Here is a 14516-nt window from a genome sequence, read left to right as displayed (position 1 = left end):
GTATCAACGAGCGCAATACCGGCCAGTTCGAGCGCACGCTGATCATCGCCGACAAGGGCTCCTACGTCTCCTATCTCGAGGGCTGCACCGCGCCGCAGCGCGACGAGAACCAGCTGCACGCCGCCGTGGTCGAGCTCATCGCTCATGACGATGCCGAGATCAAATATTCGACGGTGCAGAACTGGTATCCCGGCAATTCGGAAGGCAAGGGCGGCATCTACAATTTCGTCACCAAGCGTGGCGATTGCCGCGGCAACAATTCCAAGATCTCCTGGACCCAGGTCGAGACGGGTTCGGCGATCACCTGGAAATATCCGAGCTGCATCCTGCGCGGCGACAATTCCCGCGGCGAGTTCTACTCGATCGCGATCTCGAACGGCTTCCAGCAGGTCGATTCCGGTACCAAGATGATTCACCTCGGCAAGAACACGTCGAGCCGGATCATCTCCAAGGGCATCGCCGCCGGCAGGTCGCAGAACACCTATCGCGGCCTCGTCACCGCGCATCGGAAAGCGACGGGCGCGCGCAACTTCACCGCCTGCGATTCGCTCTTGATCGGCGACAAATGCGGCGCGCACACCGTGCCGTACATCGAGGCCAAGAACTCCTCGGCGACGTTCGAGCACGAAGCGACCACCTCGAAGATTTCCGAGGACGTGCTGTTCTACTGCGTCCAGCGCGGCCTCAGCCAGGAAGAGGCGGTCGGCCTCGTCGTCAACGGCTTCGTCAAGGACGTGCTGCAGCAGCTGCCGATGGAGTTCGCGGTGGAAGCGCAGAAGCTGATCTCGATCTCGCTCGAAGGGTCGGTCGGCTAGCTCGGACCTCGTCCTGAGAGGCCGCGCAAGCGGCCGTCTCGAAGGATGGATACCGGAAAGATTGATGGCCTCAATCCTTCGAGACGCGCCTTTCGGCGCTCCTCAGGATGAGGAGATAGATGGAAGGAAAATGATGGCTTTGCTTGAAGTGAAAGACCTCAAGGTTCGTGTCGAGGAGCGTGAGATCCTCCACGGGCTGACGCTGACCGTGAACGAAGGCGAGGTGCATGCGATCATGGGGCCGAACGGCTCCGGCAAGTCGACGCTCTCGCACGTCATCGCCGGCAAGCCCGGCTACGAGGTCACCGACGGCCAGATCCTGTTTAGGGGCGAGGACCTCTTGGAGATGGAGCCGAACGAGCGCGCCGCCAAGGGCGTGTTCCTGGCGTTCCAGTACCCGGTCGAAATTCCCGGCGTCGCCACCATGAACTTCCTGCGCACGGCACTGAACGCCCAGCGCAAGGCGCGCGGCGAGGATGAATACTCGACGCCGGACTTCCTCAAGAAGGTCCGCGAGGTCTCGAAGTCGCTGAACATCCCGCAGGACATGCTCAAGCGCGGCGTCAATGTCGGCTTCTCCGGCGGCGAGAAGAAGCGCAACGAGGTGCTGCAGATGGCGCTGTTCGAGCCGAGCCTGTGCATCCTTGACGAGATGGATTCGGGCCTCGACATCGACGCGCTGCGCATCGCGGCGGACGGCGTCAACGCGCTGCGGTCGCCCAAGCGCGCGATGGTCGTCATCACCCATTATCAGCGGCTGCTCAACTACATCGTGCCTGACGTCGTGCACGTGATGTCGAAGGGCCGAGTCGTGAAGAGCGGCGGCAAGGAACTGGCGCTGGAGCTCGAGGCTTGTGGCTACGGCCAATTCGAAGACGCGGCCTGACGGCTCTAGGGACTCCGATGAAGCAGGTTTTGCCCAAAGCCGACCCCGAACGCGCAAGTGGCAATGTTTTCGCTGCGGCGCGTGGACGGCTGCCTGGTGCAGGCCTTGTTCCCCAAATCCGGGCGAGCGCATTTGAGGTCTACGAGCGTACCGGTCTTCCGCATCGGGGCATGGAGGACTGGAAATACACAGATCTGCGCGCACTGATCGGCGAGGTGCTGCCACTCGCTCCGCGACCGGATGCGGAGGCGCTAGTGCGCGCAAAGGTGTCGGCCGAGCAAGTGTCTGCCGATCAGGCGGTCAAACTGGTTTTGGTGGATGGCATATTCGTGCCGGAGCTATCCGATCTCGGCAGGCTGGAAAATGAACTTGTTGTGCGGTCGCTGCGAGAGGTTCTGGAGAATTCGGCCCCTGGCGACATGGCAGGTCTGGTGCTGTCGACGACGACCGATTCCATTATCTCGCTCAACGCCGCATTGGCAACAGATGGCCTGGTGATTACGGTCGCCGACGGCAACGCGGTGAAGCGTCCAATTCAAATCGTTCACGTCGCAACCGGCGCGTCCGTGTCCACCTTTACACGCTCGTATCTACAGCTTGGTAAAGGCGCGCATGCGGCCATCGTGGAAAGTTTCGTCTCGGCTGAACGCGCGAGCGGCTATCAAGCCAACGATGCGATAATCGCCCTAGTCGGTAACGAGGCGAGCCTTTCGTATATCCGCGTCGCAGCCGCTGCCTCTGACGCCGTGAATATCTCGTCGGCGATCATCGCAGTCGGCGCCAGGGCTAAGCTCGACCTCTTCAGCATGACCTGCAGCGGCTCCATCAGCCGCTATCAGGGATTCATCTCGCTGGCTGGCGAGGGAACCAAGGTCTCGGCGAATGGAGTTAATCTCATCAGGGGCGAGCTTCACGCCGACACAACGATGGTGGTCGACCATGCCGTGCCACATTGCACCAGTCGGGAGAAGTTCCGCGCGGTCATCGACGATCGAGGCCGCTCGGTATTTCAGGGCCGAATTGTCGTTCGTCCTGCCGCCCGGAAGACGGACGCCACCCTGACGACGCGAGCGTTGCTCTTGTCCGACCAGGCCGAGGCTGACAGTAAGCCGGAACTTGAAATCTTGGCTGACGACGTGACCTGCGGCCACGGAGCGACATCGGGTGCGCTGGACAACAGTCTCGTATTCTATCTGCGCGCTCGAGGGCTACCCGAGAAGGATGCGAAGTCGTTGCTGATTAAAGCGTTCCTTGGCGAGTCGATTGAGGAGATCACTTCCGAGAATCTGCGCGATTTTGTGACAGCTCAAGCTGAACACTGGCTGCAGGCGGGGCGATGAGCGCACATCCCGCCGTGAGCAATGGCAGTTACGACGTCAACCGTATACGTATGGACTTTCCCGCGCTCGCCATGACGGTGTACGGCAAGCCGCTTGTTTACCTCGATAACGCTGCATCCTCGCAAAAGCCAAACGCGGTGCTTGACCGTATGATGCAGGTGTACTCCAGCGAATACGCCAACGTTCATCGCGGCTTGCACTACCTCGCAAACGCGGCGACCGAGGCGTATGAAGGCGCCCGTACCAAGGTGGCGCGGTTTGTGAACGCGCGTACAAACGAAGAGATCATCTTCACTCGGAGCGCCACGGAGGCAATCAATCTGGTCGCGCAGACTTTTGGCCGTGAACGCGTTAACCCGGGTGATGAGATCGTGCTCTCCATGATGGAACACCATTCGAACATTGTGCCATGGCACCTTCTCAGGGAACGACTCGGTGCAGTGATCAAATGGGCGCCAGTGGATGATGACGGAAACTTCTTGCTCGATGAGTTTGAGCGACTGCTGACCCCGCGCACCAAGATGGTTGCAATCACACAAATGTCGAACGTGCTCGGCACAGTATTGCCGGTGAAAGACGTGGTGAGGATCGCGCATGCTCGTGGTATCCCGGTGCTGGTTGACGGCTCGCAAGCTTGCGTCCATCTGAGCGCCGACGTTTGCGACATTGATTGCGATTTCTACGTCATGACGGGCCACAAACTCTATGGTCCGACCGGGATCGGTGTGCTTTACGGCAAGTCTGAGCATCTGGCATCGATGCCGCCCTTCAATGGCGGCGGAGAGATGATCCGCGAGGTCTCGCGTTCCGGCGTCATTTATGGTGATCCGCCACACCGGTTCGAAGCAGGTACGCCGCCGATCGTCGAAGCCATTGGTTTAGGGGCAGCTATCGATTACATCAATTCAATAGGCAAGGTGCAGATCCGCAGGCACGAGAGCGTGCTGCTCGCTTACGCGCAGGAGAGGCTGGCGGAGATCAATTTCATGCGCTTGATCGGGAACCCGGCCGACAAGGGACCGATCATTTCTTTTGATATGAAGAGTGCGCATGCGCATGATATTGCCACCGTCATCGACCGCGCCGGTGTAGCGGTGCGGGCGGGGACCCATTGTGCGATGCCGCTGCTCAAGCGCTTCGGCGTGCTGGCAACGTGCCGTGCGTCCCTCGGACTTTACAATACACATCAGGAGATCGATGTGCTCGTGCGTGCGCTTATCAAGGCGCGGCAGCTGTTCTCGTGATTAGGCCAGCCTGCGATCTCCAGGTGGCAAGGCAGCTCGCATTGAGGCCTGGAGGATGAGGTCATGCACCTGACCACATAGCAGCAGGTAAGCACCTGTAGGTCGCAACAAGCATAGATAGGATTGATGGGCCTGTGTCGGCCAGCCGCCCTTGCGGCCGGTCTTCCAGTGCGGCGCCTTAGGCGAGGTCGATCGCAGCGTACTGCGATCGCGAACACGTTCGAGAATTGGGCGGGCAATTTCACGCATAGCCAGCCCTTGTTCAATTTCGAACAGGGCGGAGCCAAGAGTTCTCTGCCCCAAGCGTAATGTCGGGTTCGCAACACCAACCACCGTAACCGCAGGAGGCGCGCTAAGCGACTTTGATTGCTATGTTTTTGGCGCACATGATGCGCTGGCATGCTGGTTGCAAAAGTCTTGCCCAAGAAGCCGCCCTCGCAACAGCTAACTTTTGAAGGACATCAGATGAGTCTCGCCACGACCCAGAGCATCGCAGAAATCAGGGCTCGCAACAAAGAGCTGATCGAGGAGGTGCTGAAGGTCTATCCGGAGAAAACCGCGAAACGGCGTGCCAAGCACCTCAACGTTCACCAAGCCGGCAAGTCAGATTGCGGGGTGAAGTCCAACATCAAATCCATACCTGGCGTGATGACGATCAGGGGCTGCGCCTATGCAGGGTCAAAGGGAGTGGTCTGGGGACCGATCAAGGACATGGTCCATATCAGCCATGGCCCGGTAGGCTGCGGTCAATATTCGTGGGGCTCCCGACGCAATTATTACGTTGGCACGACGGGGATCGATAGCTTCGTGACCCTGCAGTTCACCTCCGACTTCCAGGAAAAGGATATCGTATTCGGTGGCGACAAAAAGCTGGTCAAAATTCTTGACGAAATCCAGGAGCTGTTTCCGCTCAACAACGGCATCACGATCCAATCGGAATGCCCGATCGGATTGATCGGTGACGACATCGAGGCCGTGTCGAGAGCGAAATCCAAGGAATACGGCGGCAAGACCATCGTGCCGGTCCGTTGTGAGGGCTTTCGGGGTGTGTCGCAATCACTAGGCCATCACATCGCCAACGATGCGGTGCGCGATTGGATTTTCGACCAGCTCGAGTCCGATGGCAAATCAAAGTTTGAGCCGACGCCGTACGATGTTGCGATCATCGGAGACTACAATATCGGCGGCGACGCCTGGTCATCGCGAATTCTGCTAGAGGAGATGGGCCTGCGGGTGATCGCGCAGTGGTCCGGCGACGGTTCACTAGCTGAGCTCGAGGCAACGCCGAAGGCAAAGCTCAACATTCTGCATTGCTACCGTTCTATGAACTACATCTCGCGTCACATGGAAGAGAAGTTCGGTATCCCCTGGTGCGAGTACAACTTCTTCGGACCTTCAAAGATCGCAGAGTCGCTGCGGAAGATTGCTGGCTATTTCGACGACAAGATCAAGGAAGGCGCCGAGCGGGTGATTGAAAAGTACCAACCGCTGGTGAGCGCTGTGATTGCAAAATATCGCCCGCGCCTGGAGGGCAAGACGGTGATGCTGTACGTCGGAGGGCTCCGTCCGCGTCATGTGATCGGCGCATACGAGGACCTCGGGATGGAAGTCATTGGTACGGGATACGAGTTCGGTCACAACGACGACTATCAGCGCACAGCTCAGCACTACGTAAAGGACAGCACGCTCATCTACGATGACGTTAATGGCTATGAGTTCGAGCGCTTCGTCGAAAAGCTCCAGCCTGACCTCGTCGGCTCGGGCATCAAGGAAAAATACGTTTTTCAAAAGATGGGTGTGCCGTTCCGGCAGATGCATTCCTGGGACTACTCGGGCCCATATCACGGCTACGACGGCTTTGCCATCTTTGCCCGCGACATGGACATGGCCATCAACTCGCCCGTCTGGAAGAAAACGAAGGCCCCCTGGAAGGAAGCTTCGAGGGCCAAGCTCCTGGCAGCAGAATAAACCAACTCATCTCGCTCTGCCGGAAAGCCAGGGCGACACCAATCTCGATAGTGAAGGATTTCAACAATGGCGCAGAGTGCCGAACACGTGCTCGATCATCTCGAACTGTTCCGAGGTCCAGAATACCAGGAGATGCTGGCCAAAAAGAAGATATTCGAGAATCCGCGCGATCCCGCCGAGGTTGAACGCATCAAGGAATGGACGAAGACGGCCGAATATCGCGAAAAGAACTTTGCGCGGGAGGCGCTAGCGGTAAATCCGGCCAAGGCATGCCAGCCACTTGGCGCCGTATTCGCCTCTGTTGGCTTTGAGGGCACGCTGCCCTTCGTCCACGGCTCGCAAGGCTGCGTTGCCTATTACCGCAGCCATCTGTCGCGGCACTTTAAGGAGCCTTCTTCCTGCGTCTCCTCGTCGATGACGGAAGATGCTGCCGTATTCGGCGGTCTGAACAACATGACCGACGGGCTCGCGAACAGCTACAACATGTACAAACCCAAGATGATTGCGGTCTCGACCACCTGCATGGCCGAGGTGATCGGCGATGACCTCAATGCCTTCATCAAAACGTCGAAAGAAAAAGGCTCGGTCCCGGCGGACTTCGACGTGCCATTCGCCCATACGCCGGCGTTCGTCGGGAGCCACGTCACCGGATATGACAATGCGCTCAAGGGCATTCTGGAGCATTTTTGGGACGGTAAGGCCGGAACAGCGCCGAAGCTGGAGCGCAAGCAGAACGGGGCGATCAACATCATTGGTGGGTTCGATGGCTATACCGTCGGGAACCTTCGCGAAATCAAGCGCATCTTGGCGTTGATGGGCATCCAGCACACGATTCTCGCTGATAATTCTGAAGTCTTCGATACTCCGACAGACGGCGAATTCCGGATGTATGACGGAGGCACGACGCTGGAAGATGCGGCCAACGCGGTTCACGCCAAGGCGACAATCTCCATGCAGCAGTGGTGCACCGAAAAAACGCTGCCATTCGTTGCTGATCATGGGCAGGACATCGTATCCTTCAACTACCCGGTGGGCTTATCCGCAACGGATGACTTTATCGTGGCGCTGTCACGCATCAGCGGCAAGGAGATTCCCGAGCAGCTCGCGCGAGAACGTGGCCGCTTGGTCGACGCCATCGCTGACTCCAGCGCGCATATCCATGGCAAGAAGTTCGCGATCTATGGTGATCCGGATCTTTGCTATGGGCTGGCTGCGTTTCTGCTCGAACTCGGCGCCGAACCGACCCATGTGCTGTCCACGAACGGCAGCAAGGCATGGCACGAAAAAATGCAGATGCTGCTTGCAAGCTCGCCATTCGGGCAGGGCTGCCAAGCCTATCCGGGCCGGGACCTCTGGCACATGCGCTCACTCCTGTTCACCGAGCCAGTCGATTTTCTGATTGGCAACACCTATGGCAAGTATCTGGAGCGCGATACTGGAACGCCACTGATCCGCATCGGCTTTCCAATTTTTGATCGGCATCACCATCACCGGTCCCCCCTATGGGGCTATCAGGGCGGCCTGAATGTGCTCGTGAAGATCCTGGACAAGGTCTTCGATGAGATGGACAAGAAGACAAACGTTCTTGGCGAAACTGACTACAGCTTCGACATCATTCGTTGATGAGCGACCGTGTCGCATGCCATCGCAATAACTCTGCGATGGCACAAGCACATGACCGTTGACCATGCAATTAGTTTGCGCTGAGAGGAAAAAGGGATGAGATCACTAGCGGCCACGGTCCAGAATATTTTTGACGAGCCGGGCTGCGCCAAGAACGGCATTAAGTCGGAGGCAGAACGCAAGAACGGCTGCACCAAACAACTGCAGCCGGGGAGCGCTGCGGGCGGCTGTGCTTTCGATGGCGCCAAGGTTGCGCTACAGCCGTTCACCGATGTCGCTCACTTGGTGCATGGTCCGATCGCGTGCGAAGGTAATTCCTGGGACAATCGCGGCGCGGCGTCGTCAGGCTCGAATCTGTGGCGCACCTCGTTCACAACCGATTTGAGCGAAACCGATATTGTATTCGGAGGCGAGAAGCGGCTCTGCAAAGCGATCAAGGAGATCATCGACAAGTGCGACCCGCCCGCGATCTTCGTTTATCAAACCTGCATCCCGGCGATGATTGGCGACGATATCAACGCAGTCTGTAAGGCCGCATCTCAAAGGTTCGCAAAGCCGGTGATCCCGATCAATTCCCCGGGCTTCGTCGGCTCGAAGAACCTCGGTAACAAGCTCGCCGGCGAGGCGTTGCTCGACTATGTGATCGGGACGCAAGAGCCAGACTACACCACCCCGTACGATATCAACCTGATCGGAGAATACAACCTTTCGGGAGAGCTCTGGCAAGTGAAGCCACTGCTAGACGAGCTTGGAATACGGATTCTCTCCTGCATCTCCGGCGATGGCAAGTATCGCGAAGTCGCTTCATCCCATCGCGCGCGGGCGGCGATGTTGGTGTGCTCAAAGTCCATGATCAACGTCGCACGCAAGATGGAGCAACGCTACGGGATTCCGTTCTTCGAGGGGGCGTTCTACGGTATTCAAGATTCGAGCGAATCGCTGCGTCAGCTTGCCCGCTTATTGGTTGAGCGCGGCGCGCCTGCAGATCTGCTCGGGCGCACTGAAGCGGTGATCGCGCGCGAGGAAGCGTGGGCCCGGGCTGCGATAGGGCCGTACAGGCCACGATTCGAAGGCAAGAAGGCTTTATTGATTACCGGCGGCGTCAAGTCATGGTCGATCGTTGCGGCACTCCAGGAAGCAGGGCTTGAGTTAGTCGGAACCAGCGTCAAAAAATCAACCAGGAAAGACAAGGAGCGCATCAAGGAGCTCATGGGGCAGGATGCCCACGTGATCGAGGACATTACGCCGCGCGAGATGTTTAAGATGTTAAAGGACGCAAAAGCGGACATCATGCTATCGGGCGGCAAGTCGCAGTTCGTCGCGCTGAAGGCGGCGATGCCATGGCTCGATATCAATCAGGAGCGTTGCCACGCCTATATGGGCTATGTCGGAATGGTCAAGCTGGTGGAGGAGATCGATAAGTCACTCTCGAGTCCGATGTGGGAGCAGCTACGTCGACCGGCACCATGGCAGGCATTGGCCAAGGCGATGGAGCAGATGCAATCGCCGGCGGCAGCGATCGCCTGCGATCCGGCGCTCGCCGAGACCGCGCGCCGCGCGAGGAAGATCTGCGTGTGTAACACGGTCGATCTGGGCACGATTGAGGATGCAATCTACGCGCACGGCCTGAGGAGCGTCGCAGCGGTGAGAGAGCATACCAATGCGGCCGGTGGCTGCTGCCGGAGGCGCATCGAAGGTATCTTGGTGTCCGATCCATCTGCCATGGTACAGGCGGCAGAATAAGGAGGCGTCATGGCCATCGTCACGGCGCCGACGAAAGCCTGCGCTGTCAACCCGCTGAAGATGAGTCAGCCGATCGGCGGCGCATTCGCCTTCATGGGGCTGCGCGGGGCGATGCCGCTTCTGCACGGCTCCCAGGGATGCACATCCTTCGGGCTCACGCTTTTCGTCCGGCATTTCAAAGAGGCAGTACCGCTGCAGACCACCGCGATGAGCGAGGTCGCGACCGTACTCGGCGGTTATGAGAATCTCGAGCAGGCTATACTGAACATCTACAACCGTACCAAGCCAAAAATCATCGGAATCTGCTCGACCGGTGTCACCGAGACCAACGGCGACGATGTGGATGCCTACCTCAAGCTAATCCGGAGCAAGCATCCCCAACTCGCAAAGTTGCCACTGGTGTATGTCTCGACGCCTGATTTCAAGGGCGCGTTCCAGGACGGCTGGGGGAAGGCTGTGGCACGCATTGTAGAGGTGCTGGTGGAAAGGCCCGGCGCCAATGGCCTGCGGGACCCATTGAAAGTGAATGTTCTGCCGGGTTGTCACCTCACGCCCGGCGACATTGATGAACTCCGTGTCATACTGGAAGATTTCGGGTTGTGCCCGTCCTTCCTCCCTGACGTAGCAGGATCGCTCGATGGACATATCCCCGATGAGTTTACGCCAACGACCATCGGCGGCATCGGCGTCGACGAAATTGCGGGCATGGGCCGCGCCGGATGGACGATTGCAATCGGGGCGCAGATGCAGCGTGCGGCAGAGGTCATGCAGGTCAAGACCGGCGTGCCTTTTCGTGTCTTCGAGCGGCTGTGTGGTCTCTGTCCAAACGACGAATTCATGACCTTCCTGAGCGAGATCAGCGGCCGCCCCATACCCTTGAAATATCGGCGCCAGCGCGGTCAGCTCGCCGATGCAATGCTGGACGCGCACTTCCATATTGGCGGTCGCAAAGTTGCTATCGGCGCTGAGCCAGACCTTCTGTTCGATATGTCCGGCATGCTGCACGACATGGGCGCTCAGGTGACAGCGGCCGTGACGACCACTCAGTCGGAGGTGATCGAGCGGATCAAGACCAAGGAAGTACTCATTGGCGATCTCGAGGATCTGGAAGGGCTTGCCAAAACACACCATTGCGACCTGCTGATCACGCATTCGCATGGCAGGCAAGCGGCGGCTCGCCTGAAATTGCCGTTCTATCGTACGGGTTTTCCTATGTTCGATCGACTTGGTGCGGGACACCAACTATCCGTGGGCTATCGTGGTACCCGCAATCTGATCTTCGAAATCGCCAACCTCGTGATCGCGCACCGCGAGGAGAACGATCAGCCTACGCCCGATAGATGGCGGACTGCGGCCGGTCTGCCACGATGCTCCGGGTATCGCAGCTCCGCCGGCGCGGCTGGGAGGTCGATTGCATGAAGGTCGCGTTTGCCACTCAGGACATGAGACGGGTGGATGCCCATTTTGGTTGGGCAAAGAATATCGCAATCTACGATGTCGCGCCTGGCGGGCACGTGTTTCTCAAAGCGATTGAGTTTGAGGGCGACCTTAAGGAAGACGGCAACGACGATAAATTGGCGCCGAAGATCGAGGCGATCAAGGATTGCGCGATTCTTTACGTCGCCGCCATCGGCGGTGCCGGGGCTGCGCGAGTGGTGGCCAACAAGATTCATCCTATCAAGGTGAACAAGCCAGAAAGCATTCTGGTGTTGCTCGAAAAACTCGAGCGCGTACTGAAGGGCACGCCACCTCCCTGGCTACGCAAGGCCATGGCAAAGGACCGACGGCGTACGTTCGAGTTCGACGAATGAGGTGATATGACCGCTAAAATAGAGCAGCAGGGCAGCGCCGTCGACGCGCCATTCCTCAAGGAGTTGATCAAGATTTGGCGTGCGCACGATACCAACGGAGCCTGGGACGGGAAAAGCGATCTTGACCTGCTCGAACCCTATATCCTGGACAAGCAGAAAAGGCGCGCATTGCCGATTATCGGTGATCCCGATCCCGATACACTGTGGCGGCTTAAGCTGTTCTTCGATGCGGTCGCGCTCTCGATCGAGAAGGAGACCGGCGGGATGATCCAGCCGATTCTGGATCTGCATCATGAAGGCTTCGGCCGCATGGTGCTCATCTCAGGTCGGCTGATCGCCGTGAACAAGCAGCTGCGCGACGTCCATCGCTTCGGATTTGATAATTTCGTAAAGCTCGCGCAGGAGGGCGACAAGTACGTCAGCGACGGAATCGACTTGACTCGGAAATTTCCGGACGTGGCAAACTATTGGGGATACTCATGAGCGATCGTGAAACATTGAAGGCGGAACTAAGGAAGGTGTCCGCCAAGGCGATACAGGCGAAGATGGATCTGCACGACCTTTCCGAAGAATTACCCATCAACTGGACCTCGATCATGCTGGTGGCGCAGAAGGCGTACGATGCCTATGCCGAACTTGAGCGCAAGGGCCTCGACTTGAAGGCGCTTGAAAAGACTTAAAAGGGGCAATGCATGTCGTTTCAAACACGAGACGGACGCGACTGGACGCCACAATACTTGATCTCGATCGATCCCAAGAAGTGCATCGGCTGTGGCCGCTGTTTCAAGGTTTGCGGCCGTGATGTCATGACGTTGAAAGGAATCAGCGAGGATGGCGAATTTGTCAACCTCGATGACGACGACGATGAGATCGAAAAGAAGGTCATGGTTCTGAATGATCAAGGCGCCTGCATTGGCTGCGGTGCATGCGCCAGGGTTTGCCCCGCGAACTGCCAGACTCACGCGTCAGCCGTACCTGAAGCGGCGTGAGCGAACACACTCGTCCTGTCGCGGCAGGCGAGATATAGGTGAGGAAAGGTGCAATTGCGATCAGGTGAACTCATGGTGAGAACGGCGCGCCAGAAGGATCTCGATTGGTTGGGGGCCGGCTATATTATGCCGATACAACAGCCGTTGCTCACAAACCACTCCTCTCCAAGGTCTGCCTATTCGTAGAAGGCGAGCCGCGCCTCACGCAGCGCTAAGTAGATCGAAGTGCCTGTCATGATGGATTCCTGAGAGCATAGTTCAAGGCAGGTAGCCACTTACGTTGGACGATTTGAGCCGAGGGGATACTGTGCATGTCTGCTTGCGATCAGGAGAAGCTTACGTGTCTGCCGCGCCGCCGATCGTGGACAATGATGTCTGCCTAGATGGTCGAATCTGAGAACGTGAAGTGCCGTAAACACCTTAGTTGGTCTTTTGCGCACGCCCGGTGACGGACGACATTTTCGCTGCCCAGTACACAGTCGTTGCAACAGAGCATCGAGAGCACATCGCAAATCAGACACGGAACACTTGGCACGCAGGTCTCTAATTGTCGTTGCGCGGGTACCTGGTCGGGCCTGCTACCCATCTGCTGATAGGGAATCTGCGAGTCATCATCATTAGACGTCGGTCTCTTTGACGGATCGGCAGCCGGCGATCTTACGTGCGATTCTACCCACAGATCGCGGCTTGTCGCAGCGAATTTGTAACTCACGCGCAGAGGTAGTCACGCCGAAGCGCAGGGTGTTTTGGTCAGGTTGTGGTCAGCTAGGAATCCTATCCTAGCAACAGAGCTTGCGCGGCACGAGCTCAGTTGCGTGCAACTTTGCCGATAGGAGAGCGCTCTCATGTATGGCAGAAGCGTTGGCTCATCCAGCCAGTTTACAACCGGTAACCAAACTGACGATTCGTCAGAAGCGGGAGATAGTCCCCGGTTTGCGGAAACACTTGCAGGAATGGAGCGAGGTGGGTCGTCATCCGAACCAGCGGCGTCATACTCTCTCGTTTCCGAACCGCCCATTAGAGAGATCGACCGAGACTCCTTTTTGCGCGGAGTTGAGAGATTCTTGCGCAATGATATCAGGCGCATCGCCGAGAATCCAGAAGAGTACTCGGACTTCGTCTCCCAGAAGGCTGAGCGCGCAGCAACGGTTGCTGGAAGTTACGCCAACACGTACGACGATCCAAATAAACCAGCACGATTTTACAGCTACCGGTTGGGCGACGAAATTGTCGGGCTTCTAAGAGCAGGAGGCCCGGCTCGGATTAAAGGAGACCATTTTCAGCAGCAGTTTGGGCGCAACGATATCACGTCCGTCGTAGATCTTAGGGTGACTCATCCGCTTGTCGAGAACGCTGGCGATATCTTGTTAGAACATCAACTGCGACAGGACGGGGACCAGCCACTGATCTTGTCGCGGCCGGCCCTTGCAGGCATGGAACCTCGTCTAGCGGATATGGGTTTTGTTCCCGTAGGTCGTAACTACTGGGTGCTTGATCCCCACCAGCGCGACGATGTGTGGGCGAAGAACGAGAACGATGAGTGGCAGCGGGTAGGCAAGCCTACGAAGTATCTTTCCAAAGATGGGGGCAGTGATGTCGGTCCTCAGAGAAGCTACGAAACGGACTCATCGGACGATGACCCTTCATTTTACTTGGAGCGCGCTCTTACGGAGATGCACATGGAGTAAATCCGCTGCAATAGCAACAGCGGCCCTGAAATGACGGACATTTAACCGTTCTGTTCCGGGCTCAACGGTCTTGCTTCAAAGGGGGCGCACGCTCGCTGCGTCGTCCCCGCCGGCTGAAACGTTCGTTCAACCTTTCTCCGAAAGCGCTTACGAAGCTGCGGTGGGATGCGATCCGAGGGGCGTAACGGGCGGGCCTACGGAGTGGCCATCAACGAGCAGCAACGACCAGCCTTCGCAAGCAGCTCTCTGGCAAATGGTGCAGAGGGCCTGGACCCGAAAGCTGCAGCTGTATGGCCATCATGGAAACGGCAGCAAGGCCCAAATTGTCGAACTGACTGGTCTGAATTATGCGTCGGGTAATTGGGTGAGCCAGCAATGGCTGGCTTGCGCGTTGGATTACCACAGACAC

At 57.8% G+C, this 14516-nt stretch carries 13 protein-coding genes; all 13 read left to right on the top strand.

Features of this window, described 5'->3' with window-relative positions:
- Positions 1-815: Fe-S cluster assembly protein SufB (gene sufB, locus E4K64_RS35835; RefSeq protein ID WP_135167444.1), on the top strand; the 815-nt coding region annotated here is incomplete at its 5' end.
- A gap of 133 nt (positions 816-948) precedes the next feature.
- A complete protein-coding gene (gene sufC, locus E4K64_RS35830; RefSeq protein WP_135167443.1) occupies positions 949-1701 on the top strand; it encodes a Fe-S cluster assembly ATPase SufC in 753 nt (250 codons plus the stop codon).
- A 17-nt stretch (positions 1702-1718) separates the two neighbouring features.
- Positions 1719-3041, top strand: a complete 1323-nt coding sequence (sufD, locus tag E4K64_RS35825; protein WP_126261643.1) for a Fe-S cluster assembly protein SufD — start codon at positions 1719-1721, stop codon at positions 3039-3041.
- A complete protein-coding gene (locus E4K64_RS35820) occupies positions 3038-4285 on the top strand; it encodes a cysteine desulfurase (protein WP_126261644.1) in 1248 nt (415 codons plus the stop codon). The genes sufD and E4K64_RS35820 overlap by 4 nt, the downstream gene beginning before the upstream one ends.
- 465 nt (positions 4286-4750) lie before the next feature.
- Entirely contained in the window at positions 4751-6253 is a 1503-nt protein-coding gene (gene nifD / locus E4K64_RS35815; RefSeq protein ID WP_126261677.1) for a nitrogenase molybdenum-iron protein alpha chain, read from the top strand.
- Positions 6254-6319: 66 nt separating this feature from the next.
- Positions 6320-7876, top strand: a complete 1557-nt coding sequence (nifK, locus tag E4K64_RS35810) for a nitrogenase molybdenum-iron protein subunit beta (RefSeq protein WP_126261645.1) — start codon at positions 6320-6322, stop codon at positions 7874-7876.
- Positions 7877-7972: 96 nt separating this feature from the next.
- Positions 7973-9619: a nitrogenase iron-molybdenum cofactor biosynthesis protein NifE gene (gene nifE, locus E4K64_RS35805; protein ID WP_126261646.1), complete on the top strand. Its 1647-nt coding sequence runs from the start codon at positions 7973-7975 to the stop codon at positions 9617-9619.
- A 9-nt stretch (positions 9620-9628) separates the two neighbouring features.
- Positions 9629-11038, top strand: coding sequence for a nitrogenase iron-molybdenum cofactor biosynthesis protein NifN (gene nifN, locus E4K64_RS35800; RefSeq protein WP_126261647.1), 1410 nt, complete (start codon positions 9629-9631; stop codon positions 11036-11038).
- Positions 11035-11430 carry a nitrogen fixation protein NifX gene (gene nifX / locus E4K64_RS35795; protein WP_126261648.1) on the top strand — a complete coding sequence of 132 codons (396 nt, stop codon included), beginning with the start codon at positions 11035-11037 and terminating at the stop codon, positions 11428-11430. Before nifN ends, nifX begins: the two co-directional genes overlap by 4 nt.
- 6 nt (positions 11431-11436) lie before the next feature.
- Positions 11437-11913 carry a NifX-associated nitrogen fixation protein gene (locus E4K64_RS35790; protein ID WP_126261649.1) on the top strand — a complete coding sequence of 159 codons (477 nt, stop codon included), beginning with the start codon at positions 11437-11439 and terminating at the stop codon, positions 11911-11913.
- Positions 11910-12110, top strand: coding sequence for a CCE_0567 family metalloprotein (locus E4K64_RS35785; RefSeq protein ID WP_092218307.1), 201 nt, complete (start codon positions 11910-11912; stop codon positions 12108-12110). Before E4K64_RS35790 ends, E4K64_RS35785 begins: the two co-directional genes overlap by 4 nt.
- A gap of 12 nt (positions 12111-12122) precedes the next feature.
- Entirely contained in the window at positions 12123-12419 is a 297-nt protein-coding gene (gene fdxB / locus E4K64_RS35780; RefSeq protein ID WP_126261650.1) for a ferredoxin III, nif-specific, read from the top strand.
- Between the two features lie 953 nt (positions 12420-13372).
- The gene (locus tag E4K64_RS35775) at positions 13373-14107 is read left to right on the top strand and encodes a host specificity protein (protein WP_126261678.1); all 735 of its coding nucleotides are present in this window, start codon (positions 13373-13375) and stop codon (positions 14105-14107) included.
- Positions 14108-14516 lie beyond the last annotated feature (409 nt).

Origin of the sequence: Bradyrhizobium frederickii (assembly GCF_004570865.1) — a bacterium.
In the GTDB taxonomy this organism is placed as follows: Bacteria; Pseudomonadota; Alphaproteobacteria; order Rhizobiales; family Xanthobacteraceae; genus Bradyrhizobium; species Bradyrhizobium frederickii.
The sequence above is the reverse complement of the archived record's forward strand: the minus strand, read 5'-3'. Positions and strand labels throughout refer to the sequence as shown.